Genomic DNA, 25,920 nt, shown 5'->3' on the forward strand with positions numbered 1-25,920 from the left:
GGTGGAGGAGGTGTAGCGTGGCCTCGGAGGGGCTTAAGGCGAGGATGGAGGCCTGGGAGGCCCTTTTCGCCGAGGCCCGGGAGGACGCCAGGCGGGTGGGGGAAGCCCTGGGGCTCACCCCCGAGGAGTTCGCCCGGCTTGAGGCCAAGGGGGCCCTTTGGTGGCTGGAGGGAGCCTTGGAGCGATGAAGGGGGAGAGGCTGGACAAAGTCCTCGCCCGGCTGGGCCTGGGAAGCCGCAAGGAGGTGGCCCGGCTGGTGCGCCGAGGGGGGGTGCGGGTCCTGGGCCAGGTGGTGAAGGACCCCGGCTTCCGCGTGCCGGAGGGCGCCGCCTTGGAAGTGGAGGGAAGACCCCTGGAGGTGCGCCGCCACCTCCACGTCCTCCTGCACAAGCCGCGGGGCTTCGTGACGAGCCGGACCGAGGGGCCTTCCGTCTACGCCCTCCTTCAGGGCTTCCCCACCCGGGACCTCTCCCCGGTGGGCCGCCTGGACAAGGACGCCGAGGGGCTTTTGCTCTTCACCACCGACGGCCTCCTCCTCCACCGCCTCACCCACCCCCGGCACAAGGTGGCCAAGCGCTACCTGGTGCACCTGGAAAGGCCCGTGGGGCCTAAGGACCAGGAGGCCTTCCGGGAAGGAATACTCCTGGACGGCAAGAAGACTTTACCCGCCGAGCTCCGCCCCTTGGAGGACCCCACCTGGGCCGAGGTGGCCCTTGTGGAGGGGCGGTTCCACCAGATCAAGCGCATGTTCCGGGCCCGGGGCAACCGGGTGCTCTACCTCAAGCGCCTGGCCCTGGGCCCCCTGGAACTCGGCGGCCTGCCCCTGGGAATGGCCCGGCCTCTCACCGAGGCGGAGGAAAAGGCCCTCTACGCTGCCGTGAGCCTAGGGGGCGAGGACCCTTAGGGTGAGGTCTAGGGCGAGGCGCTCTCCCCGCTCGCCCACGGGCTCCAGAGCGTAGGCCTCCGCCCAGAGGGGCTTCCCCAGCGTGGGGAGGTCCTCAAGGTAGTCCAAGACCCCGGCGTAGGGACCCTCCAGAAGAAGCTGCACCCGCCAGGCCCGCACGCCCCCCATGGAGGCCGCCTCCCCGGGGTCCAGGCTCTGGACCTGAAGCCCCTTCTCCTCCGGCAGGCGGAAAAGGGCCTCGTAGAGGAGAGGAAGCGCTTCAAGGGGCACGGGGGCCTCCCCCAGGGCCTGGGGAAGGCTGCGGGTCAGGGCCTCTACCTCCCGCTCCAGGGCCTGAACCTGGAGCCGGGCCCTCTGGTAGCGGCCGTGGGCGGAAAGGACCCCGTTTGCGCTCCAGAGGAGCACGGCGAGGGGCAGGAGGAACCAAAGCCAGGGTCGTGTCAAGAGTTATGTGTACCAGGGCTTTACCCAAAACTCCTTCCTCGCCCTCCCTTAGCCTGCTTCAAGAGTTCTTGGGTGACTTCATAGTTGAGCAGGCGAACCAGGCCCCTCAGGAGCAGGTACGGACCATCCCTCTCGCTGGGCAGCCCCAGCTTGCCCCCGAGCTGCAAAAGAAACCCCTTGAACGGATCCCCCAACCGCTCAACTTCCCAAAGGAACACCGCCAGCCCCAGCAAAACCGCCACCACCTTCCGGATCCGGGCAAGCCCCCGCACCTGGAAGGTCTCAAGCCCCAGCCCCGTCTTCAAAAGCCGGAAGAACCGCTCCACCTCCCACCGCCTGCGGTACGCCTCCACCACCCGCGCCGCCTCCTCCCTCCCCCTCACCGGCAAGCTGGTCAGTAGCCACCACTCCCCACGCCGCCCCAGGGCTGGCACCCGGCAGACCACCAGGTGGAGCCGCCTCCCCTCCACCTCCACCTCCCTCCATCCGAAGTGGAGCCGCACCCGCTGGTACCTGCCCCCTACCCTCAGCTCCACCTCCTCCCCACAGGGAAGGGCCAGGGAAGAAGCCACCTTCGCCAGAGAACCCCCCTCCCCAAGCTTCCGGTCCCGGTAGACCCGCACCACGAACTCCTCCCCCAGGGCCAGCACCTGCCCAAACACCTTCCGGTCGTCAAACCCCCGGTCCGCCACATACACCAGCCTCCTGCCCACGCCCCCCAATCGCTCCCGGGCCGCCTCAATGGCTCCCTCCACCTCCTTGGGCAGGCTGGCAAACCCCCTCTCCCCGTAGGCCACCAGGTGGGCGTACCCCAGGGCCAGCCGCCCCGCGGGGTCCAACCCCAGGGCGGTGAGGAGCTCGTACCCGGGCCGCCTATCCTTCCCCACCCGGGCTATCCCCTCCAGGGCCCGGGCATAGGGCTTGACCACCGGGCTCAGGTCCAGGAGGACCAGAACCTCCTCACCCTCCAGGGCAGTCGCGCTCTCCTGATAGACCCGGTCAAGGAGGGCTTCTGCCTCCACCCGTGGGTTGGACAGGAAGCGGTAAAGGGCTTTGGCCTGGTGGAAGCGGTTCTGGAGGGGAGAAGGGAGCGAGGCCACCATCTCGCTCACCCGGGCTGAGCCTGCGGCCAAGGCGCCCCGCACCACCTCTTCAAACCGTCGGTGGAGGCGCTTATCGGGGGAAAACGCTCACAAAACGGCCCGTGAACTCCTGGAGCCTGGCCTCGGCCACCTTGAGCATGTCCATGGATCACCCCCGGTACCAGATACGGGCTGCGCCCGCAAGGGGAGATTTACCACGAAACGGAGATGTGGGTAAAGTCCTGGAGATTTACCACGAAACGGAGATGTGGGTAAAGTCCTGTTATGTGTACGCGTCTGACAAGATGCGGCCATACGGCCGGACGTACGAGGGGCATACCGCTCCTGAAGCATCCTCTCCAACACCTCCCGCACCTTGGCAAACCCTTTGAGCTTCCGCTCCGCCCACCTCCCCTCCTGACCCTCCCCCTCCAAGGACAAAAGCTTGAACACCGCCTCAGGCCGGGGAAACTTGTGATCCCGCACCTTCGTCCCCCGCCTCACCTCCCGGATAAACCGCTCCATCAGGTTGGTGCTCCGCAAATACGGCCAAAGCCCCCGCGGGTAACCGTAAAAGCGCAGCAAAGCCCCAGAGTTCTCCCACCAGGCCGCCACCAAGGCAGGGCACCTGCCCCCCAGACCTCCCTCAACCGCTCCAATGCCCCTAAGGCCTCCTTTCGGCTTTCCGCCATGTAAACCCCCCGCAGGTCCTGGGCCAGGGAAGCCCTGTCCCGAGACCGCACCTGGCTCAGGCTGCCCCTCACCTGGTGCACCCCACACCGCTGCCACTGGGCCTGGGGATACACCCGCCGGATGGCCTCCTCTATCCCCGGAAGTCCATCGGTGATGAAGCGCAATACCCGCCGCTTGTGCTTTCGCGTAGCGAAACACCCTTAGGCCCCTCCCCCATAGCTCCCGCAAAACCCCCTCCCAGGCCGAGGCGTTTTCCGTGGGCAAGAGCCAAAAGCCCAGCACCTGCCTCGCCCCATCCGGCGTGACCCTCAGGGCCACGTACACCGCCTCCCGCTCCACCTCAAGCCCCTCCCTCAGAACCTTCAGGAAGAAGCCGTCCAGATAGACGCCTGACGGAAGGCTTCTTCCTTCTCCAATACCCCGTCCGTGATGGCGCTAAGGATCTCGTGGGTGTAGCGGTGGCCCAGGAGGAGGCTCATCACCTGCGCCGCCTTGCGCTGGGTGACCCCGGCGGCGTACAGGGCCACGGCCACCTCCCCCACGTCCACCTGGCGGCGGGCGTAGGGCTTGAGGAAGCTGGGGTAGTAGCTCCCTTCCCGGTCCCTGGGGATGGCCAGTTCCACCTGGCCGGTCACGGGCTTAGCCCGTATCTTGAAGGGGGTTTCCAGTTTGCGGGGGTAGTAGCCGTTGGATATGGCCCCTGGTGGATGCGGTGGTGACCAATGGGCGGGTGGACACGGAGGGGGAGCTTTGGGCGAAAGTGGAGGTTGCGCCTACCTAGAGACCCAGCCGGACCTCATTCGTAGCCATACCCTCTTCCACTGGTGGCCAGGGGGGTGCTTAGGGAATGAATCAGCGGGATTTCTCTCCTATGAAAACTGACTGTGTGAAAGAGGTGGGGTCGTGAAGATTGTACAACACAAGCGCCCTACCCTCCACCCCGGCTCGCGGCGAGAGCGATGCGCTCAAACCACTTCTCCGCCTCCTCCCCTTCCACCTCCACGAAGAGCTGGGGGATGGAGAGGCTTCCCACCTTCAAGGGCTCCACCTCCCGAAAACGCACCCGGGCCCCGGGAAGGGTGTAGGTGCCGTCTGCGAGTTTCCTCCCTCCCCACTCCGTCAGGTAGTGTTCCAGAAGCCAGGGGGGCAAGGCGCCGAAGCGCCCTTCCAGGCCCCCGCCCGCCACCGGGGGGAAGAGGTCCAAGGTGGCCTCGGGGGCCAGGGGGGTGGAAAGCCCCTGGAGGTAGCGCACGTCCCGCCCCTCCAGGAAGACGGAAACCCGCTCGGCCAAGGCCTCCCCCTCAAAGAGCTCCTCCCTCATCTGCGGATACCGCCGGACCAGGTTGGCGAGCACCTCCCCCACGGTCCGGCCCTCCACCTGGAGCTGGCTCGTTCCCGTGAGGTCGCGGAAGGTGGCGTAGAGGTTCACCTTGGGCATAAGGGGAGTTTACGGGAAAACCCGGCCCCCTAGGGGGCCGGGCCTATCCCAAGGGGCTAGTCCGCCGCCTGGGAGAGGATGCCGAGCTCCTGGAGCTTGGCCGGGGGCACCACGCCCTTCTCCCAGCCCCGCTCCCGGTAGTACTCCTCCAGCATCAGGTCCAGCTCGGTGCGCTGCCCCTTGGAGCCGGCGCAGTCCGAGGGCTCCTCCAGGAAGCGCTTGGGCAGGTAATCCGAGCCCTCGGCAAAGCCCGCCAGGTTGTTGTAGTAGCGCTCCAGGTTATAGATGCGCTCGCCAATCTTAAGGATCTCCTCCGGGCTCACCGGCCGGCCCCAGTAGGCGGCAAGCTGCTTGGCGTACTCCTCGGGGCCCTCGGCGAACTGGCTGAACTTGCAGAGGTCCAAGGAGTCGGTGAAGGCGGAGAGGTCCTGGAAGAGCTTGGTGAGCTTGCCCTTCCCCTCCCAGGCCAGGGGGTCGGTCTTGTAGGGCACCCCCAGGATCTCCGAGGCGGGGGTGTAAGCCCGAAGGTGGCAGGCCCCGCGGTTGGAGGTGGCGTAGGCGATGCCCATTCCCTTGAGGCCCCGGGGGTCGTAGGCGGGGATGGACTGGCCCTTGACCTCGAGGGCGATCTCCGGGTGGCCGATGGCCTTGGCGAAGCGGGCCGGGCCTTCCGCGAGCATGTCCCCCACGCCCTTGCGGTAGGCGATGGCCTCCAAGATGCGGATCTCCCCCTCCTTGTCCCCGAAGCGGATCCCGTCCTCGCCCTGGTAGTAGCCCTTCTCCGTGGCCTCCATGAGGACGGCGATGGCGTTGCCCGCCTCAATGGTGTCCATGCCGTAGGCGTTGCAGAGGTAGATGGCGTAGCCCGTCCAGTCGGTGTCCGTGTGGCCCGAGTGGGCCCCCAGGGCCCAGGCGGACTCGTACTCGTAGGACTCAAAGCGGATGGCCTTGCCGTTGATGTGCACCTCCACCATCTTCTTGCAGGCCACGGGGCAGGCGTGGCAGGTGTTGTCCTTGATGAGGCGGTGCTCGCGGATGTACTCCCCGGAGATGGTCTCTACTCCTTCCATGCAGGTGTGCTGGGCGTTGAAGGTGGGCAGGGCCCCCATGACGTTGGTGATGTTCATGAGCACGTTGGTGCCGTAGAGGGAGAGCCCGCCCTTCTTGGGGGCGGTCACGTTCTTGGGGTCGTTGATGGTGGCGGAGGCCAGGCGGTCCGCCTCCTTCCAGAGCTCGGGGTCTTTGGGCTGGGGCATCTTGTCCTGCTTGCCCACCACCACGATGGCCTTCAGTTTCTTGCTCCCCGCCACCGCTCCCGTGCCCCCGCGGCCTGCGGCACGTTCGTCGTTGTTGATCCAGTTGGCGAACCGCACCAGGTTCTCCCCGGCGGGGCCGATGGCCATCACGTCGGCCTCCTTCCCGTGTCGCTCCTGGAGGAGGCGGTGGACCTCGTGGGTGGTCTTGCCCCAAAGGTCCGAGGCGTCGTGGATGGAGACCTCTCCGTCTTTCACCAGCAGGTAAACGGGCTTTTCCGAGGCCCCCTTGATGAGGAGGCCGTCAAACCCCGCCCACTTCAGCTTGGCCGCGGTCCAGCCCCCCATGTGGCTGTCGGTGACGGTGCCCGTGAGGGGGCTTTTGGTGACCACGGCGAGCCTCCCCGACATCTTGGCCCGGGTGCCGGAGAGGGGGCCGTTCATGATGCAGAGCAGGTTTTCCGGGCCCAGAGGGTCCACCTGAGGGCCGTTTTCAAACACGTACTTCACCCCAAGGCCCCGGCCCCCCACGTACATCTCCAGGTCCTTGGGGTCCGGAGCAAAGTACTCCACCTTGCCGCTTGTAAGGTCTATACGGGCGATCCTATGGGCATATCCTCCAAGCATCTGCCACCTCCTATGGGCGGGATAGGAACAAAAGACGCTGCGAAGACCACGCGGGGTTGCCCTGCTTTCGGAGGAAGATTATACCACTTTTTGCCCAAAGAATGTGAAGCGCATCCGGGCATAATGGACCTATGCTGGCCCTAACCGGCGAGGTCCTGGTGGACTTGGTTTTGGAGGAGGAGGCCCCCTTGCGCTTCACCGGGGTCCTCGGGGGCTCGGTCCTGAACACCGCCACCACCCTGGCCCGCTTGGGCTTCCCCGCCTGCTTCCTCTCGGAGGTGGGGGACGACTGGGTCTCTGCCTGGAGTGAAAGGGAAATGGCCCGAAGGGGCCTAAAGGTCTGGCTCCAGTGCCATAAGGCCCCCATGCCCCTGGCCCTGGTGCGCCCAGACGAGGCGGGAAACGCCCGCTATAGCTTCCACCGCCCCTTCCAAGCGCCTTTCCGCCCCGAAGGGGGCCTCCTCAAGGGGGTCCGGGCCTTCCATTTCGGCTCCCTCTTCGCCCTCGAGGCCCGCACGGCGGAAGGGGTGGAGGCCCTCCTCCAGGAGGCCCTGGAGGAAGGCGCCCTGGTTTCCTACGACCCCAACCTGCGCCAAGACCCCACGGAGACGGAAAGAAGCCTCATAGCGGGTTACCTCGCCCGCACCGATCTCCTAAAGCTTTCCCTGGAGGACGCCAAGCTTCTCTTCCCGGAAAACCCCATAGAAGGGGTTAAGCGCCTTCCCATCCCCCTCAAGGTGCTCACCCTGGGACCGGAAGGGGCGGTGGCTTTCCACGGGGAAAAAGAGGTGCGCCTTCCCGCAGAAAAGGTCCAGGTGGTGGACACCGTGGGGGCCGGAGACGCTTTCACCGCCGGGCTTCTCGCCCTCCTCCTCAAATGGGGGTACGGGCGTGAGAACCTGAAGGCGCTTTCCCTAAAGGAGTTGAAAAGGGCCCTTCAGGGGGCGGTGGCCCTTTCCGCCCTGGCCTGTACCGTGCGGGGGGCCTACCTGCCGGAAGAGGGGCTAAGGGCCTGGAAAGCGCGCTTCTTAAGGGATTAGAAGGACCTTCCCCACGGTTTTGCGCCCCTCCAGGGCCTCGTGGGCCTCCTTGGCCTTCTCCAGGGGGAACTCGGCCCCGATGCGCACCTTAAGCCAGCCCTCCTTTACCGCCTGGAAGACCTCCCCAGCGCGCCAGAGGAGCTCCTTGCGGCTTGCGGTGTAGTGGTGCAGGGTGGGGCGGGTGAGGAAGAGGCTACCCTTGCGGTTCAGCACCTGGGGGTCCAGGGGGGGAACGGGCCCCGAGGACTGGCCGAAGAGGACCAGGTAGCCCCGGGGCCTTAGGGCCTCGAGGCTCCCCTCAAAGGTGCTCTGGCCCACGCCGTCGTAGACCACATCCACCCCACCCCCGGAGAGGGCCTTCACGGCTTGGGCGAAGCCCTCGTAGGGGAGGGCGTAGTCGGCCCCCGCTTGCAGGCAAAGCCAGCGCTTCTCCTCGGTGCTGGCCGTGGCGTAGACCGTGGCCCCCAGGCGCTTGGCCCACTGGATGAGGAGCTGCCCCACCCCCCCGGCTCCGGCGTGCACCAGGACCTGGTCCCCTGGGGCCACGGGGTAAGTGCTCTTGAGGAGGTAGTGGGCGGTCATGCCCTGGAGGAGGGCCGCGGCGGCGAGCTTCGGGTCCAACCCCTCGGGGACGGGGACGAGCCTCTCCGCCGGGACCACCTGGTACTGGGCGTAGGAGCCCTGGACGTTGGCGAAGGCCACCCTGTCCCCAGGGGCCACCCCCAGCACGCCCTCCCCCACCTTCTCCACCACCCCAGCCCCCTCCTCCCCCAGGGTGAAGGGGAGGGGCACGGGGTAAAGGCCCTTCCGCTTGTAGGTGTCGATGAAGTTCACCCCGATGGCCAAAAGCCGCACCAGGACCTCCCCGGGGCCCGGCTCGGGGACGGGAAGCTCTTCCAGCCGCAAAACCTCAGGCCCACCCGTTTCGTGCACCCGTATGGCCCGCATGGGAAGAGTCTACCCCTCAGAACCCCCGCTCGTACTGGGGGGGCACCGGGGGCTTTAGGCCCAAAGCCTTGGCCGCCTTCAGAGGGAAGTAGGGGTCCCGGAGGAGGACCCGGCCCAGAAGCACCAGATCAGCGCTTCCCGCCTGGAGGACGGTCTCCGCTTGCTCCGGGGTGGTGATGAGGCCCACCGCCCCCGTGGGCAAACCCACCCGCTTGCGCACGGCGTCGGCAAAGGGCACCTGGAAGCCGGGGGCCACGGGGACCTTCACCCCGGGCACCACGCCCCCGCTGGAGAGATCCAGAAGATCCACCCCCAGGGCCTTGAGCCTTTCGGCGAAGGCCAGGGTGTCCGGCAGGCCCCACCCCCCCTCGGCCCAGTCCGTGGCCGAGACCCGCACGAAAAGGGGGACCTCGGGGGGCAAAGCCTCCCGCACCGCGCGGGCCACCTCCAGGGGAAAGCGCATGCGGTTCTCCAGGCTTCCCCCGTAAAGGTCCGTCCGCTGGTTGGCAAGCGGGGAGAGGAAGGAGGAGAGCAGGTAGCCGTGGGCCATGTGGAGCTCGATCACCTGGAAGCCTGCCCTTAGGGCCCTTTTGGCCCCTTCCACAAAGGCCTTTAGAATCCGTTCCATCCCTGCCTCATCCAGGGCCTCGGGCACCGGATACCCCTCGGCGAAGGGAATGGGGCTTGGCCCCACCACCCGCCAGCCCAGGGGCTTTCCTCCTTCCCAGGGGGGGGCGGTCCCCGCCTTGCGCCCGGCGTGGGCCAGCTGGATGCCCGGCACCGCCCCCGCCTCCTCTATGCGCCGGGCGAGCTCCCTAAGCCCAGGCAGGTGCGCCTCGGACCAGATCCCCAGGTCAAAGGGGCTGATGCGCCCCTCCGGGAGGACGGCCGTGGCCTCCACGATCACGAGCCCCACCCCGCCCAGGGCCCGGGTAGGGTAGTGGAGGAGGTGCCATGCCGTGACCTCGCCCCCTTCCGTGGCCGAGTACTGGCACATGGGGGACATGGCCAGGCGGTTCTTGAGCCTGAGGCCGCGAAGCTCCAGGGGAGAAAAGAGGAGGGACATGGGTCCATTATGACCGGAGGGCGTGAAGGGGTATAATGCCCCGTGTCCGGCTATGGAACCTCTTTCAACGGAAAGTTGGCCGAGGAGGGAAGCCCATGAAACGAGCCCTTTGGGTTTTGGTGGTTTTTCTAGGGCCTGCCCTGGCCCAACCCCTCCGGGTGGCCATCCTCTGGCACCAGCACCAGCCCCCCTACGAGAACCCTGTCACGGGGCAGTACGAAGGGCCCTGGGTGCGGGCCCACGGGGTGAACGACTACCCCTGGATGGCCGAGGTGCTCAAGGAGTTCCCCGAGATCAAGGTCACCTTTGACTACACCTCCACCCTCCTCAAGCAGATCGGGGACTACCTTTCCGGCAGGGCCAAGGACGCCTACTGGCGGGTTTCCGAGAAGCCCCTTTCCCAGCTCACCCCGGAGGAGCGGGCCTTCGTCGTGGAGCGCTTCTTTGACATCAACCCTCGCTTCGTGGAGAAGAGCCCCCGCTACCGGGAGCTCCAGGCCAAGAAGACCCGGGGGGAGGCCTTCAGCGACCAGGACCTGCAGGACCTCAGGGTCTTGTGGAACCTGTACTGGATCAACATAGACTACATTGAGCGCGACCCTGGCCTCCGGGCCCTCTACCGCAAGGACCGCGGCTTCACCCAGGAAGACGTGAACTACGTCCTCCGGAAGCATCTGGAACTCATGGCCACCATACTGCCCCTGCACAAGGCCCTGTGGGAGCGGGGGCAGATTGACCTCATCACCACCCCCTACTACCACCCCATCCTCCCCATCCTCCTGGACAAGGAGGCCATCCGCGAGTCCAACCCCGCCCTGGCCCTGCCCAAAGAGCCCATCGCCTGGCCCGAGGACGCCGCCTGGCAGGTGCGGGCCGGGAAGGAGTATTTCAAGAGCCTTTTCGGGAAAGACCCCAAGGGCATGTGGCCCCCCGAAGGGGCGGTGAGCCAGAAGGCCGCCGAGCTCTATGCCCAGGAGGGCATCGGCTTCCTGGTGACGGACGAGGCCATCCTGGGCAAGAGCGGCTTCCCCGTGAACCCCGCCACCCTAACCCGCACCTACCACGTGGAAAAGGACGGCAAGCGGGTGGTCCTCTTCTTCCGCCACCGGGACCTTTCCGACCGCATTGGCTTCAGCTACAGCCAGATGAGCGCGGAGAGGGCGGTGGAGGACTTCATTGGTGCCCTCTTGGAGATCCGCCGCCAGGTGATCGGCCAGAACCCGGGCGCGGTGCTCACCATCGCCCTGGACGGGGAGAACGCTTGGGAGAACTACCCCAACAACGGCAACGACTTCCGCCGCCTCCTCTACCGGCGCCTCACGGAGGAGCAGCGTAAGGGCACCCTGAAGACCGTGCTCTTTTCCGAACTCCTCAGCGAGCCCTCCTTGCCCATCGCCCGGCTGGGCACCGGGGGTTGGGCGGGGGATTTCGCCATGTGGGCGGGGGAACCCGAGGAGAACGAGGCCTGGGACCGCCTTTCCCGGGCCAGGCAGGCGGTACTGGCCTTCAAGGAAAAAGGCGGGGACCCCCGGGCGGTGGAGCAGGCCATGGGCCTCATCTACGCCGCCCAGGCCTCCGACTGGTTCTGGTGGTACGGCCAGGACACGGGCTTCCCCAACAACCCGCCCTTTGACGAGGCCTTCCGCGCCCTCTTGCAGGCGGTGTACCGCACCCTGGGCCAGAAGCCCCCGGAGGAGCTCTTCATCGCCGTGCGGCCCCCGGCCCAGCCCCAGGGGGCCCCGGGCCGGGTGAGGCCCACCTTGGACGGCCGGGCCACCCCGGAGGAGTGGCAGGGGGCCGCCTACCTGGCGGACCTGGACGGCACCACCATGCAGACCCCGGACGACCTGATCCGCGGCGTGGCCTTGGGGTTTGACGAGCAGAACGTCTACCTGCGCGTGGACCTGCGGGACGGGGTGCGGGCCCGGGACCTGGTGGGCCAGGGCTACCGCCTGCACGTCTACGCCACCACCCCCAGGGAGGAGGGCGGGGCGGCCTTCCCCGAAGGGGCGGAGGTCTCCCTGGGCTTCCCCCTGCAGCAGCGCATCACCCTGGACCTGGACCAGGTGCGGGAGGGGCAAGGGGTCTTGGTGCGCTTTGCCTACCGGGAAGGGGCTTGGGTAATGGCCAGCTCCCCGGCGGACCTGGCTGGGCGGCGGGCCTGGGTGGACGAGGTGGTGGAGATGCGCATCCCCTACACCACCCTGAAGGCGGAGGCCGGGGACACCCTGCGCCTGGCGGTGGTGCTGGAGCGGGGGGGTAGGGTGCTCGACACCGCCCCCAACGGGGCTCCCCTGGCCCTGAGCCTGCCCCAGCGCCTGGCGGGGAAGGAGGTGTTGCGCCTCGCCGACCCCGCAGGGGACGATCACGGCCCCGGCACCTATACCTACCCCAAGGATAACGCCTTCGCCCCCTTCAAGGGCCTCTTTGACCTGCTGGAGATGCGGATTTTGGACGGAGGGGACACCTGGACCTTCGTCTTCACCTTCGGGGAGATGACCAACCCCTGGGGGGCCCCGGCGGGGTTTAGCCATCAGCTCGTGAACGTCTATATCGACTTCAAGGAGGGCGGCCGCACCGATACCTTCGCCAAGGGGGCCAAGGTGGCCTTTGACCCGGAGCACCCGTGGGACCTCTTCCTGAAGGTGGCGGGCTGGCCCCAGTACGGGCAACGGGTGGGCTTCCCGGACGGCACGGACACCGCCGATGGGGTGGTGGTGAGCAGCAACCCCGCCGACAAGCAGGTGATCCTGCAGCTGGACAAGAAGTACTTCAACCCGGCCCCCGGGCAGAGGGTGTGCTTCTACGTCCTGGTGGGGAGCCAGGACGGCTACGGCCCGGACCACTTCCGCCCGGTGGGCAAGGAGGCGGGGCCCTGGAACCTGGGCGGGGCCCAGAACGAGGACGCCCCCTTGGTGGTGGACTACCTCTGGCCGGAGAAGGGGGTGCAGGAGGCCATGCTCTCCCGGTACGGAGGCGGGAGGCACGCGGTGCTCAAGCCCTACTGCGTGGCCTGGCCTTAGACGGCGTAGACTGAGGCCATGGACCGGGACCTCGAGGCCGCCTTCCGACGGGTGGAGGAACTCCTCTTCGGGGGCCCCTCCCGCCCCGGCCTCACCCTCTACGACCTCCAGCGCCTGGTGGGCTACCCGGCGAAGGGAAAGGAGCCCTACGTCCACACCCTGCCCGCCCTTCCCGGGGTCCAGGCGGTGCGCCTCTACTACTACCCTGAGGACCCGGAGCTGGAGCTCATCGTGGAGATCGTGGACCGGGAGGGGAAGCAACACCTCCGCCACTTCCGCTGGAACGGGGTCACCTGGGAGACCCCCAAGGGGAAGAAGGGGGAGCGCAAGGCCACGGCGGTTCCTCAAGGCCCCTTGAAGGTCGGGGAGGACTACTTCCTCGGCTTCGCCCCCGAGGAGGCCGTGGCCCTGGAGGCGGCCCTAAGGCGGGGGGAGGCCCCGGGGCTCAAGTACCTCCTCTGCCCCAGGTGCCGCACCCGGATCTTCTACGCCTACGCCGCAAACCCCCAGGGGCTCGCCTGCCCCACCTGCGGCAACCCCACCCTCCTCTTTAAGACCCTCACCGGGGAGGAGCGGAAGGACCCCCTCGAGGCCCTGGCGGAGGAACAGAGGCGGCTCAGGCTCGCTTTGGAGGAGCTTCTGGCCTACCTCAAGCGCAAGCTGGGTCCTTAGGATGCTCCTTCTTCTGGGCCCCACGGATGCGGGAAAGACCACCCTGGCCAGGAGGCTCCTCCAGAAGGCGGGCGAGGCCTTTCTCCTGGATCTGGACCCGGGGCAGGGGGCCCTTCCCGGGACCTTCTCCTTTTTCCTCCACCGGGAGGGGCGCCTCTTCCTCGTGCGCCGGACCCTTTTGGGCACCCTCTCCCCGGCGGGGGCGGAGGCGAAGGCCCTGGTGGCCGCCCTGCGCTTAGCCCGCCTCATCCCCCCGGGAAGCCCCGCGGTGGGGGACACGGACGGGCTTCTGGACCCGGAATACCGCCTCCTCCAGGTGGAGGCCCTAAACCCCGTGGAGGTGGTGGTCCTGGGTGCGGAGGGCCTCTATAAGGCCCTCGCCTGGCGGAAGGACCTCAGGGTGCGCCTCCTCCCTCCCCTCCCCGAGGCCCGGAGGAAGACCCTGGCAGAGAGGCGGAAAAACCGGCAGGAAAGGCTCCTCGCCCACTTTCGGGAGGCGGGGCCAAAGCTTGCCCCCCTCGAGGGCCCGCCCCTCTGGGACCGCCTCTACGGCCTCCTGGACCCCGAGGGGTTCTTCCTGGGCTACGGGCGGCTCCTCGCCTTCGGAGGTGGGGAGGGGCTCTTCCTCACCCCGGCCAAGGGCGAGGTGGCCAAGGCCATCCCCACCCGCCTCGCCCTTCCTACCCCCGCACTACCAGGTTGAGGATCCTCCCCGGCACATAAATCTCCTTCACCACCTCCTTGCCCTCGAGGTGGGCCCTTACGTTTCGCACCTTAAGGGCCTCGGCCTTGGCCACCTCCAGGGGAGCGTCCTTGGGGATCCTTATCGTCCCCCGCACCCTTCCGTTCACCTGGACGGCCACCTCCACCACGTCCTTCTCCAGGGCCTTCTCGTCCAGCTCGGGCCAGCCCGCCTCAAAGAGGCTATCGGGCCAGAACCAGTGCCAAAGCTCCTCGGCGAGGTGGGGGGCGAAGGGGAAGAGCATCTGCAGGTAGTAGCGGATGACGGTGCGGTAGACCGGGGTGACGGGGCGGTCCTTGCGGTACTCGTAGAGGACGTTCAGGAGCTCCATGAGGGCGGCGATGGCGGTGTTGAAGCGCAGGGCCTCGAGGTCCTCCGTCACCTTCTTCAAGGTGGCGTGGAGCTTCCGGTAAAGCTCCCTGTCGGCCCCCGCAAGTTCCTCCGCCTGGAACCGCCCGCTGGTGGCCAGGAGGGCCTCCTTGTCCTCGGCCACCCGGCGCCACACCCGGTTCAGGAAACGCCAGGCCCCCTGGACCCCCTCCTCGGTCCAGACCATCTCGTTCTCCGGGGGCGCGGCGAAGAGGATGGTGATGCGGGCGATGTCCGCCCCCTGCTCCTTCACGAAGGGCCCCACCATGACCCCGTTGCCCTTGGACTTGCTCATGACGGCGGGCTTCCAGAGGTGGAGGGTGCCGTCCTCGTGGGGGCGGAGCTCGGCCCCCATCTTCTTCACCTCCTCCAGGGTAAGCTCGCTCTGGGGGATCTCCAGCCGGATGCGGGTGGGCTCGGGGAGGCGCACCACGCTTCCTTCCACCTCCACGGGGCCGAAGTCCGTCCAGGCCATGACCATGCCCTGGGTGAAGAGGCCCTTAAAAGGCTCCTCCACCTTCACCATCCCCAGGTCGTGGAGAAACTTGGTGAAGAAGCGGCTGTAGAGGAGGTGAAGCACCGCGTGCTCCACCCCGCCGATGTACTGGTCCACGGGCATCCAGGCGTTGGCCTTTTCGGGGTCAAAGGGGAGGCGGTCGTTTTTGGGATCGGTGTAGCGGAGGTAGTACCAGCTGGAGTCAAAGAAGGTGTCCATGGTGTCGGTGTCCCGCTTGGCGGGGCCACCGCACTTGGGGCAGGTGGTCTCGTAGAACTCGGGGTGGGCTTCAAGGGGGCTCTTCCCCTTAGGGCGGATGTCCTCCACGTCCTTGAGGTCGGGAAGGAGGACGGGAAGCTCCTCCTCGGGGACGGGCACCACCCCGCAGGCCTCGCAGTGGACCATGGGGATGGGGGTCCCCCAGTAGCGCTGGCGGCTTATGAGCCAGTCCCGGAGGCGGTAGGTGACCCGGCCCTTCCCCAGGCCCTTTTCCTCCAGCCAGGCGATGACCCGCTTCTTCCCCTCCTCGCTTGGCGTGCCGTCAAAGGGCCCCGAGTTCACCATGATCCCGGGCTCCTCGTAGGCCCTTTCCAAAGGCTCAGGGAGGGGTTCACCGGGCCGTTCAATCACCTTCTTGATGGGAAGGCCAAACTTCTTGGCGAACTCAAAGTCCCGCTGGTCGTGGGCGGGCACAGCCATGATGGCCCCGGTGCCGTAGCCAAAGAGCACGTAGTCGGCGGTCCAGATGGGGATCCTCTCCCCGGTGGCGGGGTTTAGGGCGTAGGCTCCGAGGAAGACCCCGGTCTTCTCCCTGCCTTCCGCCTGGCGCTCAATCTCCGTCTTGCGCTTGGCGGCCTCCACGTAGGCCAGGACCTCTTCCCGCCTTTCGGGGGCGGCAAGCTTTAGGGTCAGGGGGTGCTCCGGAGCGAGCACGAGGAAGGTGGCCCCGAAGAGGGTGTCGGGGCGGGTGGTGAAGACGGGGATCTTCACCTCCTTCCCCTCCACGGGGAAGAGGATCTCCGCCCCCTCGGAGCGGCCGATCCAGGCCCTTTGCATGGCCTTGACCTTCTCGGGCCAGTTGAGGCCCTCGAGGTCCTTGAGGAGCCTTTCAGCGTAGGCGGTGATGCGCAGGTACCACTGCTCCAGCTCCCGCTTCTCCACGGGGGTGTCCTCGTGCCGCCAGCACCGCCCCTCCACCACCTGCTCGTTGGCGAGGACCGTCTGGCACTTGGGGCACCAGTTGACGAGGCCCTTCGCCCGGTAGGCCAGGCCCTTTTCCCACATCTTGAGAAAGATCCACTGGTTCCAGCGGTAGTACTCGGGCTCGCAGGTGGTGACCTCCCGGTCCCAGTCGTAGAGGATGCCCATGAGCCGGAGGCTCTCCTTGGCCTGGCGGATGTTCGCGTAGGTCCAGTCCTTGGGGTGGACGCCGAACTTCAGGGCGGCGTTCTCCGCCGGAAGGCCAAAAGCGTCCCAGCCCATGGGGTGGAGGACCTCGTAGCCCTGCATCCGGCGGAAGCGGGCCAGGACGTCCCCCATGGTGTAGTTCTTCAGGTGGCCCATGTGCAGGTCCCCGAGGGGTAGGGGAACATGACGAGGACGTACTGCTTCCCTCGACCCCCCGGGAGGTCCTTGGCCTTCATGAATCCCTTCTCCTCCCAGAAGCGTTGCCACTTGGCTTCGATGGCGTGCGGGTTGTACTTCTCCATGGCTCCTCCTCAAAAAAGCCCCTCCCTAGGAGGGAAGGGGCCCCAAAAACCCTTCCCCCCGCTAGGGACGTAGGGACGCGCGCACGCCCCCATGATACGCCTTGGCGCCGGGGCGCTTCCACACGAAGGCCCCGCGCCGGGAAGGTCCGGCGCGGGGCCCGGCCCAGGGCCTCAGCCCTGGGTCTTCTCCCCGGCCTCGTCCTCGAGGCCCAGGCTCGCCAAGAGGTCGCCGTAGAGGTCGCCGAGCTTCACCGTGGCCGTGGTGGTGGGCACGCTGGACGCGTCGTAGAGGTTGTACTCCGCCACGGCCCCGTACTCGTACTCCCTCCGGTCCTCCCGGCGGGGCGCCCCCTTGCGGCGGGCGCGCTCCTTGCCCGAGCGGGCGCGCCGGGGCCGCTCCTCCTCCTGGGGCAGGGGGGGCGGAAGGAGGCGCTTGCGGGAAAGGGAGACCCGCTGCTCCACCGGGTCAATGTTGAGGACCACGACCTCCATCTCGTCCCCCTTCTTGAAGAGGGCAGCCGGGTTCTCCACCTGTTTGTGGTCCAGCTCGGAAACGTGGACGAGCCCCTCAATGCCGGGCTCAATCTCCACAAAGACCCCGAAGTCCGTGACCCCGGTAACCTTGCCCTTCAGCACGGTGCCGGGCGGGTACTTCTCGGTGAGCTGCTGCCAGGGATCGGGCTGGGTCTGCTTGAGGCCAAGGGAGAGGCGGCGCTCCTTGGGGTCCAGGCGCAGGACCACGGCCTCCACCTCGTCCCCCTCCTTCACCACCTCGGAGGGGTGCTTGGGCCGCTTGGTCCAGGAGAGCTCGGAGATGTGGATTAGGCCCTCGAGGCCCGGCTCCACTTCCACGAAGGCCCCAAACGGCGTGAGGCCCACCACCTTGCCCCGGACCCGGGTGCCCACGGGGTACTTCTCCGCCACCGTGGTCCAGGGGTCGGGGATGAGGGCCTTGATGGAGAGGTTGACCCGCTCCTTCTCGGGGTCCACGGAGAGGACCTGGGCCTTCACCTTCTGGCCCTTCTGGATCACCTCGCGGGGGTGGTTGAACCGCCCCCAGGTGATCTCGGAACGGTGGACCAGGCCGTCCACGGGGCCCAGGTTGACGAAGACCCCGAAGTCGGTCACCTCCACCACGGTGCCCTCCACCACCTGGCCGGGCTCGAGGCTCTTGAGGAAGGCCTCCCGGGCCTTCTTCTGCTCCTCCTCCAGCACCGCCCGGCGGGAGAGGATGACCCGGCCCTTACGGCGGTGGAACTCAATGATCTTCGCCAGGACCTGCTGGCCCACGAACTCGTCCAGGTTCGGGACGCGCCTGAGGTCCAGCTGGGAGGCGGGCATGAAGCCCTGGACACCGTCCAGCTCGGCGACCACGCCCCCCTTCACCCGCTCCTTGATGGTCACGGTGACGGGCTCGCCCTTCTCGTAAAGCTCCTGGATCCGGTCCCACTTCTCCTGGGCCTCGATCTTCTTCCGGGAGAGCAGGATCTGGCCCGTCTCGGGGTCCACCCGGAGCACCTGGACCTTCACCTCGTCCCCAGGGCTCAGAAGGTTCCTGAGTTCCTCCTCGGAGAGGGGCTTGGTGGTGAGCTGGTTGAAGGGGATGATGCCCTCGGTCTTGGCGCCGATGTCCACCGCCACGCCTTCCGAGCCCACCAGAACCACCTTGCCCGTCAGGATCTGCCCGGGGCGCACGCGCTTCTCCAGCCGGGCCTCCGTCTCCTGAAGGGCCGCTTCCATGCTGAAGGTCTGTTCCGGGGTCTGGGTCGCCTTGTCTTCCATGCCGCCTCTATCCTCCTCTAGCCTTCTGCCACACGAAAAGGAGGGGGAGAGCCACTACTCCCCGCTCTCGTGTGCACAAGCCCCGAAGGGCATACTCCCCCTTTATACCACCCCTCCTCCCGTTTGCCAAGACCTCGCCCCAGGCCTGGGCCCTATCCGCCCTCGCGCTTGACAAGGCCGCGCCTTTTGCTAAACTGATGCTTGCGCTGAGGCGCGCCCACGCCGGGGTGGTGGAACTGGTAGACACGCCATCTTGAGGGGGTGGTGCCCGCAAGGGCGTGCGGGTTCAAGTCCCGCCCCCGGCACCAAACCGAGGCCCGAAAGGGCCTTGTTTCGCTTATGCGGCTCCTTCTCTCGCGCAAGCTTTCGCGCCTCGAGGACACCCAGGCCCTGGCGGAGGAGGTCCTAGGCCTCCTCCCCCGGGGCGCCCTTGTGGCCCTCGAGGGCCCCTTGGGCGCAGGCAAGACCACCTTCGTGGGCTTCCTCGCCCGGGCCCTGGGCTTCCCCGGCCGGGTCACGAGCCCCACCTACACCCTCATCCACACCTACCCCACCCCCGAGGGGCCCGTGGTCCACGCCGACCTCTACCGCCTGAAGGACCCCTCCCTCCTCCTCGGCCAGCTGGAGGCCGCCCTGGAGGGGGCACGGCTCGGCCTGGTGGAGTGGGGGGAGCCCCGCCTCCTCGGGGCGAGCCACCTCCTTAGGCTTTCGCCGGAAGGGGAGGCCCGCCGGGCCGAGCTATGGGAGGTCGGCCCCGGCGAGGAGGAGGGCGTCTAGCAAGGCCTCCCGGCCCGCCCGCCCGGCGAAGAGGGCCACCACCTTCCCCTCCCGGTCCACCACGAAGGTCCAGGGCTGGCCCAGGACCTTGAACCGGGCCGCCACCTCGTGGGGCCGGTCCCGGTCCGAGGCCAGGAGGGGGATGAAGCGGGGGTAGGCCTTCATGTACTCCAGAACCACCTCCCTGGTGTCCCGGGGCTCCCGGCTGATGACGTAAAAGGGGACCCCCGTCTCCTCCGCCACCCGGTGCAGGCGGGGGAACTCCGCCTTGCACACCGTACACCAGCTGGCCCAAAAGACGATGACCGCAGGCTTTGGCATCGTCGCCGGGGTCACGGGCTGGCCTTTGGGGTCCAAAAGGAGGAAATCGGGGAGGGGCTCGCCCGGCTTCACCGCCAGGGCCAGGCTCAACGCGCCCGCCACGAGAAGGGTCCAGAGTTTGGTCATGGCTTCAGTATGGCAGAAGAGGTTTTGAAAAGGGCGAACGCCCTCACCGGGGACGGCGCAGGCGCTTCAGGCCGTGGTCGGGCCGGATCCCGTCCGCGAGGAGGTGGAGCCACTGGGAGGCGTAGTAGCCGAGCAGGCCGAAGCCCCACAGCTCCGGGGGAAGGTCCAAGGAGACCTGGAGGCCCAGCGTCCAGCGCAGGACCAGGAGGAGGAGCCCCACCCAAACCCCCAGGTAGGCGAGCCGGGTGAGGGGCCCAAGCAGCCAGGTGTGGGAGAGGCCCCGGTGCCTAAAGAGCCAGCCGTATGGGCGCCAGAAGGCGGCAAAAATCCCCCAGCGGCGGCTCGCCCTCACCCCCCGCTCCGCCAGGTCTAAGTCGGGGGAAAGGAGGTAAGTGCCCGCCAGGTAGGCGAGGCCGAAAGCCCAGGCCCGGGGGTCCTCCGGAGAGCCCCCCGCCGCCAGGTGGGCCAGGGCCAAGCCGCCCAGCGCCGCCAGGTTCAAGGCCTCGTGGGCGCGCCCCGAGGGCATGCCCCGATTATAGGCTGGGAAGGGGGAAGCGCTCGCCCGTGGAGAGGACGTCCACCCTCAGGCCGCGGACGCCCCGGCCCGTGTACTCGGCCCCGCCGGCGTCCACCAAGGTGACCCCGCCCGCCCACACCTCCCCGAGGCCCCGAAGGAGGCGGAGGGCGGTGTTTTCCAAGAGGCCGAGCCCCACGAGGTCGGGGTTGTCCGCCACCAGGCGGGAAAGGGCCAGAAACCGCCCCCGCTCCTCCACCCGGGGAAGGAGGGCGAGCCCCCTGAGGAGGGCGAGGCCGAACCCCGCCCGGACCTCGCCCTCCAAGGCGTAAAAGGCCGCCTCGCCCAGGAGGCCGGCGGCCTCCCCCACGGCCACCACCCCGCCCTCCTGGCGGTAAACCTCGGCGAGGGCCTGCAGGAGGAGGCTATTGCGGATGAGGTCCAGGAACTCCGGCAGGCTCTCGGCGGCGAGGATCACCAGGGGGCTTTCCGCCACCCGCCGGGCCACCTCGGGGTCAAAGGCCTCCTCCCGGCGCCGGAGGTAGACCACCCGGCCCCGCCTGAGGCCCAGGTCGCGGTAGACGAGGCGCCAGGCCTCGGCCAGGTCCCGCAGGGCGTACGGGATAAGAAAAAGGGCCTCCCCGCGGGCCTCCTCAATAAGCCGGGCCTCCACCCGGTTGAGGGCGCCCCGCAAGGGGTCCGCGGTGAGCAAGGCGAAGTAGCCCTGACGCACGCTTTCACCTCCCCTGTACCTCCTAGGGTAGCGCACCCCTCATGAAAGGGGAAGGACGGTGTGGTAGACTGGGGGTCGTGGCCGCGATGATAACCCCTCCAGGGGCCGGCGTCAAGGACAAGAAGCGGGCCATCCTCGAGGCCACCCTGGCCGTGCTCCGGGAGGGGGGCCTCTCCGGGCTCAAGATGGAGGAGGTGGCCCGGAGGGCGGAGGTGGGCAAGGGCACCATCTACCTCTACTTCCGCGACAAGAGGGACCTGCTCAAGACCCTGGTGGAGGAGCGCACCTGGGCCTTCTACCGCGAGGTGGAGGAGGTGGTGCGCCGCAAAGCACCTTTTTTTGTGCGCCTTGAGGAGGTGCTGAAGCGCCGCCTGGCCTGGGTACAGGAGTGGCGGGGCCTCTGGGCCGCCGTGGCCCGGGAGGCCATGGACGACCCCGCCCCCTGGCTTAAGGGCCTCCACGAGCACTACCTCCGCCTCCTGGAGGAGCTTTTGCGGTCGGGCCAGTCGGAGGGGGCCGTGCGCAAGGGCCTCTCCCCCAAGGCGACGGCCGCGGTCATCGCGGCGATGGGGTGCACCCCCTCCTTGGAGGTGGAAGCCTATTTGGAGCACCTTATGGAGGTGCTCCGGAAAGGAGTAGAGCCGTGAAGGAGTTCAGGCCTGGGGACAAGGTGGTCTTGCCCCCCTACGGGGTCGGCGTGGTGGCGGGCATCGCCCAGCGGAGCGTAAGCGGGGTGAGCCGGGCCTATTACCAGGTGGACTTCCCTGGTTCCCGCTCCAAGGCCTACGTGCCGGTGGAGGCACCGCACAGCGTGGGCCTAAGAAAGGCCCTGGCCCCGGAAGAGATTCCCGTGATCCTGGACCTGCTCAAGAACGGGCGGATGCTCCTCCCCAAGCAGTGGGCCGCCCGGCACCGCAAGACCAGCGAGATCCTGGCGGACGGGAATCCCTACCGCATCGCCCAGATGGCGGGGCAGCTTAGGGCCTGGGAGGTGGAGCGGGGCCTTCCCGACCTGGACCGGCAGGCCCTGAGGCGGGCCATCCATCTTCTGGCCGAGGAGGTGGCCCAGAGCCTGGAGATCACCGTTCAGGAGGCGAAACGCCTCTTTGAGGAGGCCTGGGGCGAGGAGCTGAACTAAGCGCCCGCTTACACCCCCCGGCCGGGCCGGGGGGGTCTTCTTTTCCGGGGGGCTTCCCGGGCAAAGGAACCGGGGAGAAAGGACCTTTATCCTTTATACAAGGTTAGGAGGCGCGCGCCTAAGGGATTTCCGGGACCCTCATCCTGGCACAAGCGAGGATGGGGCGGTATTAGAGGAGAAGGCTCCAAGTGGCCTTTTCCGCCTCCAAAATGCGGCGGAGGTAGGTCCGCACCACCTCGGGGTCCAGGGCCGCCCAAAGGCTTCGGGCCAGGACCTCGAGGTCGTAGAGAACGGCCTGGAACTCGGGGGCGAACCAGTGCTGGGAAAGCTCCGCCCAAGGCCCCTCCTCCGGGACGTGGTGGGCCCAGGCCTCGAGGAAAAGTCCGTTCAAGAAGTAGAAGAAGACCACCCGGTAGGCGTAGGGAAGCCGGCCCATCTCCTCCAGCAGGGCGATGTAGCCCGCCCGCACCGGGTGGACCGGGGCGGAAGGACTGGCCCCCTGGAGGAGGAGCCAGTCCAGCTCCTCCACCGTGGCCATAAGGGCCTGGACCAAAGGGGCCCGGTGGGCCTGGGGGGCCTCCAGAAGCAGGCCCACCTGGTAGCGGTAGAGCGCCTCCACGAAGGGGTAGTCCTGCTGGAGCCAAAACTGGAACCGCTCCTCGTCCAGGCGAAGGGGCAGGGCCTTGATCTCCTCAAGGAGCCCCGGGACTTCCTTAAGCAGGTCCAGACCCAGCATCCCCACCTCCCAGCGTGCCGGCCCAGGCGCGCCCCCAGGCCCTAAGCGCCTCCGCCGCCCGCTTCGCATGGTCCGGGCCTTCCGCAAGCCCGAAGAAGGCGCTCCCCGAGCCCGACATGAGCACCCCTCTAAGCCCCAAAGCCCGCATCCGGCCCCGCACCTCCCTAAGCTCGGGGAAGAGGCGGAAGGCGGGGCCTTCCAGGCTGTTCCAGTACGGGGGCTCCTCCCCCCGGGCCAAGGCCTCGAGGATGGCCTCCACGGGGAGGTCCGGGCCGAAGTCCTCCGGCCGCACGGCCCGGTAGACCAGGGGCGTGGGCACCCGGAGCCCGGGAAAAAAGACCACCGCGGGGACCGGGGGCAAGGCGAGGGGCTTAAGCCTCTCCCCCACCCCTCGGGCCTCCGCCCCCCGCCCGAGGAGGAAGAAGGGGACGTCCGCCCCCAGGGTCCGGGCCAGGGCGAAGAGGTCCACCTCCGCCGGGTAGAGGGCCTGGAGGGCGAGAAGGACCTGGGCCGCGTCGGAACTCCCGCCCCCGAGCCCGGCCCCCTCGGGGATCCGCTTCTCCAAAAGGATGCGCACGCCCCCGGGTTGGCCCGCCGCCTCGAGGTAGAGGGAGGCCGCCCGGTAGGCCAGGTTCTCCCGCCCGTAAGGCCCCTGGAAGTGGAGGCCCGCCGAAACGGGCTCCACCACCAGCCGGTCCGCCAGGGAGAAGGGGGCGAAGAGGGTGTGGAGCTCGTGGTATCCGTCCTCCCGCCGGAAGCGGACGGAAAGCCCGAGGTTGACCTTCGCGGGGGCTAGGCGCTCCATATCCGGGCCAGGGCCTCCGCCAAGACGAGGTCCTGAGGGTGGGTGATCTTGAAGGCCGTGGCCTCCCCTTCCACCAGGGCCACGGGGTAGCCCAGGGCCTGGACCAGCTGGGCGTCGTCGCTGGCCTCGAGGCCCTTCCTCCGGGCGTAGGCGTGGGCCTCCCGGAGGAGGGCGGTGAAAAACCCCTGGGGGGTCTGCACCAGGCGGAAGGCCTCCCGGGGCACCACCCGGCCGTAGGCCTCCCCCTCCGGGGCCATGAGGGTGTCGGGCACGGGGAGGACGGGGACGGCGGCGCCGCTTCTTCGGGCGGCCTCGAGGACCCGCTCCACCAGGCCCCGGCTGACAAAGGGACGGGCCACGTCGTGGACCAGGACGAGGGGCAGGCTCGCCGCCTCCAGAAGCCGAGCCACCGAGGCCTGACGGGTGGCGCCCCCCTCTAAAAAGACGGCCCCAAGCCCCTTCGGGGGCTCCGCCCCGGGGGGCAGGGCCACCAGGACCTCCGCCGCGTCCCGGAAAGCGGCGAGGGTCCACTCCAGAAGCGTCCGCCCCCCCACCTGGAGAAAGGCCTTGGGGCCTCGGCCCAGGCGAAGGCCGTTCCCCGCGGCGGGGATGAGGACGGAAACCTCCACGCCCCCATGGTAGCATGGGCCGCGTGAGCGCTTGGGAAGCCCTTCTGCTCGGGGTGGTTGAGGGACTCACGGAGTTCCTGCCCGTCTCCTCCACCGGCCACCTCACCCTGCTCTTCCACCTCCTGGGCCTGCCCGTGGAGGAGGACCCCTTCCTTAAGACCTTTCTCGTGGCCATCCAGCTCGGAGCCATCCTGGCGGTCCTCCTCCTCTACGGAAGGCGCCTTGCGGCCGACCGGGCCCTTTGGCTCCGCATCGCGGTGGCCTTCGTCCCCACCGGAGTCATCGGGTTCCTCTTCTACCCCCTGATCAAAGGGGTCATCCTGGGGAACGACGCCGTGGTGGCCTTCTTTCTCTTCTTCGTTGGGGCAGTCCTCCTCTTCGCCGACCGGCTGGCGGAACGGGCCCAATACCAAGACGTGAAGGCCCTTCCCCTCGCCCGGGTGGCCTGGATCGGGGTCTTCCAGGGCCTCGCCGCCCTCTTCCCCGGGACGAGCCGGAGCGGGGCCACGATCCTGGGGGGCCTCCTCCTGGGCCTGGACCGGCGGGCCGCCGCCGAGTTCAGCTTCCTCCTGGCCCTTCCCACCATGTTCGCCGCCGTGGGCTACGACCTCTGGAAAAGCGCCCCAGAGGTGCCCGAAGGCGGCTGGTCCCTCCTCCTCCTCGGCTTCCTCGCCGCCCTGGCCACCGCCCTGGTCACCGTGCGCTGGATGCTGGCCTTCGTGGCCCGCTACGGCTTCCGCCCCTTCGCCCTCTACCGCATGGCCCTGGCGGCGGTCTACGCCTTCTTCTTCCTACGCTAGGGCCAAAGCCCGGTCCAAGGCCTTCAGGAAAACCTGGTACGCCTCCCGCCGGGCCCCCTCCCCCATGAGGCCGAGGCGGAGGACCTGGCCCCGGGTGGGCCCGATCCCGCCGGCCACCGCCACCCCCTCGGCGTAGAGGGCCCGGACCAGGCGGTCCGCGTCCACCCCCTCGGGGGGCGGACGACGAGCACCGTGGGCAGGGGGCTGGCCTTGGGGTAGGGCCGGAAGCCCCGGGCCTTAAGCTCCTCCAGGACCCAGGCGTAGACCTCACGGGCGCGCCGCTCCCGGACCGCCACCCCCTCCTCCAGGACCAGGTCCAGGGCCTCCAGGAGGGCGTAGTGGAGGAGGACGGGGGTGGTGTGGTGGTACCCGCCCCGCTCCCAATGCTCCGCCACCCGGGCGAGGTCCAGGTACCACCCCCGTTTCCCCGTGAAGGCCTTCCTGGCCTCGAGGCTTGCGGCGATGGGGGCGAGGCCGGGCGGGGCGGAAAGGCACTTCTGGCTCCCGGTGAAGGCGTAGTCCACCCCCATGGCCCGCATGGAGAAGGGGAGCATCCCCAAGGTGGTCACGGCGTCCAGGAAGAAAAGGGCCCCGGCCTCCTTGGCCAGGGCCCCGATGGCCTCCGCCGGGTTCAGCACCCCGGTGGAGGTCTCCCCGTGCACCAGGGCCACCATGCGGTACCGCCGCCGCTTCAAGGCCCGGGCCACGGCCTCGGGGTCCACGGGCTCCCCCGGGGGGAAGTCCAGGACCTCGGGGTCCAGGCCGTGGAGGGCCGCCATCTCCGCCACGCGTTGGGAGAAGGCCCCGTTCACCAGGACCAGGACCGGCCCCCGGTCCAGGTTGGCGAGGCCCGCCTCCATGCCCAGGCTCCCCGAGCCGGCGAGGGCGGCGACCAAGGCGCCCTCCCCGGGGTCAAACAGGGCGGCGAGCCTCTCCTGGATGGCCCGGTTCACCCGGAGGACCTCGGGGTCCAGGTGGCCGCGCATGGGACGGAGAAGGGCCTTCTGCACGCGCTCGGGAATGGGGGTGGGTCCAGGGGTCAGAAGCAGCATC

23 protein-coding genes, 1 tRNA gene and 3 pseudogenes are annotated in these 25,920 nt (G+C 68.3%); 11 read left to right on the plus strand and 16 right to left on the minus strand.

Annotation, left to right across the window (positions count from 1 at the left end):
• The first annotated feature begins 17 nt into the window (after window positions 1-17).
• Together AV541_RS11625 and AV541_RS09830 are read left to right on the plus strand one after the other, a co-directional pair.
• Window positions 18-188, plus strand: coding sequence for a hypothetical protein (locus AV541_RS11625; protein WP_167345972.1), 171 nt, complete (start codon window positions 18-20; stop codon window positions 186-188).
• Entirely contained in the window at window positions 185-904 is a 720-nt protein-coding gene (locus AV541_RS09830) for a pseudouridine synthase (protein ID WP_008630878.1), read from the plus strand. The genes AV541_RS11625 and AV541_RS09830 overlap by 4 nt, the downstream gene beginning before the upstream one ends.
• Here the strand turns inward: AV541_RS09830 and AV541_RS09835 are convergent.
• From AV541_RS09835 to AV541_RS09855, 5 genes and pseudogenes are all read right to left on the minus strand, one after another.
• A complete protein-coding gene (locus AV541_RS09835) occupies window positions 884-1,348 on the minus strand; it encodes a hypothetical protein (RefSeq protein WP_008630876.1) in 465 nt (154 codons plus the stop codon). The genes AV541_RS09830 and AV541_RS09835 overlap by 21 nt on opposite strands.
• Window positions 1,349-1,368: 20 nt before the next feature.
• Window positions 1,369-2,493 carry a transposase gene (locus AV541_RS09840; RefSeq protein WP_008630830.1) on the minus strand — a complete coding sequence of 375 codons (1,125 nt, stop codon included), beginning with the start codon at window positions 2,491-2,493 and terminating at the stop codon, window positions 1,369-1,371.
• Window positions 2,494-2,712: 219 nt separating this feature from the next.
• Window positions 2,713-3,824 (minus strand): annotated as a pseudogene (locus tag AV541_RS09845) (IS256 family transposase); the annotation flags it as partial.
• A 227-nt stretch (window positions 3,825-4,051) separates the two neighbouring features.
• Window positions 4,052-4,561, minus strand: coding sequence for a ubiquitin-like small modifier protein 1 (locus tag AV541_RS09850; protein WP_008630872.1), 510 nt, complete (start codon window positions 4,559-4,561; stop codon window positions 4,052-4,054).
• 56 nt (window positions 4,562-4,617) lie between these two features.
• The gene (locus tag AV541_RS09855; protein WP_008630870.1) at window positions 4,618-6,441 is read right to left on the minus strand and encodes an aldehyde ferredoxin oxidoreductase family protein; all 1,824 of its coding nucleotides are present in this window, start codon (window positions 6,439-6,441) and stop codon (window positions 4,618-4,620) included.
• A gap of 131 nt (window positions 6,442-6,572) precedes the next feature.
• Between AV541_RS09855 and AV541_RS09860 the strand changes: the two genes are divergently transcribed.
• A complete protein-coding gene (locus AV541_RS09860) occupies window positions 6,573-7,481 on the plus strand; it encodes a carbohydrate kinase family protein (RefSeq protein WP_008630868.1) in 909 nt (302 codons plus the stop codon).
• Here AV541_RS09860 and AV541_RS09865 read toward each other — a convergent pair.
• Together AV541_RS09865 and AV541_RS09870 are read right to left on the minus strand one after the other, a co-directional pair.
• The gene (locus AV541_RS09865; protein ID WP_060384782.1) at window positions 7,470-8,429 is read right to left on the minus strand and encodes a quinone oxidoreductase family protein; all 960 of its coding nucleotides are present in this window, start codon (window positions 8,427-8,429) and stop codon (window positions 7,470-7,472) included. The genes AV541_RS09860 and AV541_RS09865 overlap by 12 nt on opposite strands.
• A gap of 16 nt (window positions 8,430-8,445) precedes the next feature.
• The gene (locus AV541_RS09870; RefSeq protein WP_008630866.1) at window positions 8,446-9,495 is read right to left on the minus strand and encodes an NADH:flavin oxidoreductase/NADH oxidase; all 1,050 of its coding nucleotides are present in this window, start codon (window positions 9,493-9,495) and stop codon (window positions 8,446-8,448) included.
• 95 nt (window positions 9,496-9,590) lie between these two features.
• Here AV541_RS09870 and AV541_RS09875 point away from each other — a divergent pair, with 95 nt between their 5' ends.
• The 3 genes from AV541_RS09875 to AV541_RS09885 are packed head-to-tail and all read left to right on the plus strand — an operon-like array spanning window position 9,591 to window position 13,893.
• Window positions 9,591-12,518, plus strand: coding sequence for a glucodextranase DOMON-like domain-containing protein (locus AV541_RS09875; RefSeq protein WP_156423377.1), 2,928 nt, complete (start codon window positions 9,591-9,593; stop codon window positions 12,516-12,518).
• An 18-nt stretch (window positions 12,519-12,536) separates the two neighbouring features.
• The gene (locus tag AV541_RS09880; protein ID WP_008630865.1) at window positions 12,537-13,190 is read left to right on the plus strand and encodes a hypothetical protein; all 654 of its coding nucleotides are present in this window, start codon (window positions 12,537-12,539) and stop codon (window positions 13,188-13,190) included.
• Between the two features lies 1 nt (window position 13,191).
• The gene (locus tag AV541_RS09885; protein ID WP_008630863.1) at window positions 13,192-13,893 is read left to right on the plus strand and encodes a Clp1/GlmU family protein; all 702 of its coding nucleotides are present in this window, start codon (window positions 13,192-13,194) and stop codon (window positions 13,891-13,893) included.
• Here the strand turns inward: AV541_RS09885 and leuS are convergent.
• Window positions 13,871-16,506, minus strand: a pseudogene (gene leuS, locus AV541_RS09890) (leucine--tRNA ligase). The gene AV541_RS09885 and the pseudogene leuS sit on opposite strands and share 23 nt — an antisense overlap.
• Before the next feature lie 171 nt (window positions 16,507-16,677).
• Window positions 16,678-18,288 (minus strand): 30S ribosomal protein S1, encoded by a 1,611-nt coding sequence (locus tag AV541_RS09895; RefSeq protein ID WP_060384784.1) that lies wholly within the window; start codon window positions 18,286-18,288, stop codon window positions 16,678-16,680.
• Window positions 18,289-18,509: 221 nt separating this feature from the next.
• Between AV541_RS09895 and AV541_RS09900 the strand changes: the two genes are divergently transcribed.
• Window positions 18,510-18,596, plus strand: a tRNA-Leu gene (locus tag AV541_RS09900).
• 31 nt (window positions 18,597-18,627) lie between these two features.
• Window positions 18,628-19,065, plus strand: a complete 438-nt coding sequence (gene tsaE / locus AV541_RS09905) for a tRNA (adenosine(37)-N6)-threonylcarbamoyltransferase complex ATPase subunit type 1 TsaE (RefSeq protein ID WP_060384785.1) — start codon at window positions 18,628-18,630, stop codon at window positions 19,063-19,065.
• Here tsaE and AV541_RS09910 read toward each other — a convergent pair.
• Genes AV541_RS09910 through AV541_RS09920 form a run of 3 tightly spaced genes read right to left on the minus strand, consistent with a single transcriptional unit; the run spans window position 19,027 to window position 20,759 of the window.
• On the minus strand, window positions 19,027-19,512 hold the full coding sequence (locus tag AV541_RS09910; protein ID WP_060384786.1) for a TlpA family protein disulfide reductase: 486 nt from the start codon (window positions 19,510-19,512) through the stop codon (window positions 19,027-19,029). The genes tsaE and AV541_RS09910 overlap by 39 nt on opposite strands.
• Before the next feature lie 43 nt (window positions 19,513-19,555).
• On the minus strand, window positions 19,556-20,038 hold the full coding sequence (locus AV541_RS09915) for a DUF2227 family putative metal-binding protein (RefSeq protein ID WP_060384787.1): 483 nt from the start codon (window positions 20,036-20,038) through the stop codon (window positions 19,556-19,558).
• 7 nt (window positions 20,039-20,045) lie between these two features.
• Window positions 20,046-20,759, minus strand: coding sequence for a type 1 glutamine amidotransferase family protein (locus AV541_RS09920; protein ID WP_060384851.1), 714 nt, complete (start codon window positions 20,757-20,759; stop codon window positions 20,046-20,048).
• 77 nt (window positions 20,760-20,836) lie between these two features.
• Here AV541_RS09920 and sbtR point away from each other — a divergent pair, with 77 nt between their 5' ends.
• Together sbtR and AV541_RS09930 are read left to right on the plus strand one after the other, a co-directional pair.
• Window positions 20,837-21,406, plus strand: coding sequence for a TetR/AcrR family transcriptional regulator SbtR (gene sbtR, locus AV541_RS09925; protein WP_082709678.1), 570 nt, complete (start codon window positions 20,837-20,839; stop codon window positions 21,404-21,406).
• Window positions 21,403-21,897: a CarD family transcriptional regulator gene (locus AV541_RS09930; protein ID WP_008630850.1), complete on the plus strand. Its 495-nt coding sequence runs from the start codon at window positions 21,403-21,405 to the stop codon at window positions 21,895-21,897. Before sbtR ends, AV541_RS09930 begins: the two co-directional genes overlap by 4 nt.
• Before the next feature lie 169 nt (window positions 21,898-22,066).
• On the opposite strand, the gene AV541_RS09935 is transcribed toward AV541_RS09930, so the two are convergent.
• From AV541_RS09935 to ispD, 3 genes are read right to left on the minus strand one after another with little or no spacing between them, the layout of a single operon-like run.
• Window positions 22,067-22,633: a hypothetical protein gene (locus AV541_RS09935; protein ID WP_060384789.1), complete on the minus strand. Its 567-nt coding sequence runs from the start codon at window positions 22,631-22,633 to the stop codon at window positions 22,067-22,069.
• Window positions 22,611-23,438, minus strand: coding sequence for a 4-(cytidine 5'-diphospho)-2-C-methyl-D-erythritol kinase (gene ispE / locus AV541_RS09940; protein WP_060384790.1), 828 nt, complete (start codon window positions 23,436-23,438; stop codon window positions 22,611-22,613). Before ispE ends, AV541_RS09935 begins: the two co-directional genes overlap by 23 nt.
• Window positions 23,426-24,067 carry a 2-C-methyl-D-erythritol 4-phosphate cytidylyltransferase gene (gene ispD, locus AV541_RS09945; RefSeq protein ID WP_060384791.1) on the minus strand — a complete coding sequence of 214 codons (642 nt, stop codon included), beginning with the start codon at window positions 24,065-24,067 and terminating at the stop codon, window positions 23,426-23,428. The genes ispE and ispD overlap by 13 nt, the downstream gene beginning before the upstream one ends.
• Before the next feature lie 14 nt (window positions 24,068-24,081).
• Between ispD and AV541_RS09950 the strand changes: the two genes are divergently transcribed.
• The gene (locus AV541_RS09950; protein WP_060384792.1) at window positions 24,082-24,867 is read left to right on the plus strand and encodes an undecaprenyl-diphosphate phosphatase; all 786 of its coding nucleotides are present in this window, start codon (window positions 24,082-24,084) and stop codon (window positions 24,865-24,867) included.
• Here the strand turns inward: AV541_RS09950 and AV541_RS09955 are convergent.
• A pseudogene (locus AV541_RS09955) lies at window positions 24,859-25,919 on the minus strand (alanine--glyoxylate aminotransferase family protein). The gene AV541_RS09950 and the pseudogene AV541_RS09955 sit on opposite strands and share 9 nt — an antisense overlap.
• Window position 25,920: the final 1 nt, after the last annotated feature.

Source organism: Thermus parvatiensis, from assembly GCF_001535545.1.
Classification (GTDB): Bacteria; Deinococcota; Deinococci; order Deinococcales; family Thermaceae; genus Thermus; species Thermus parvatiensis.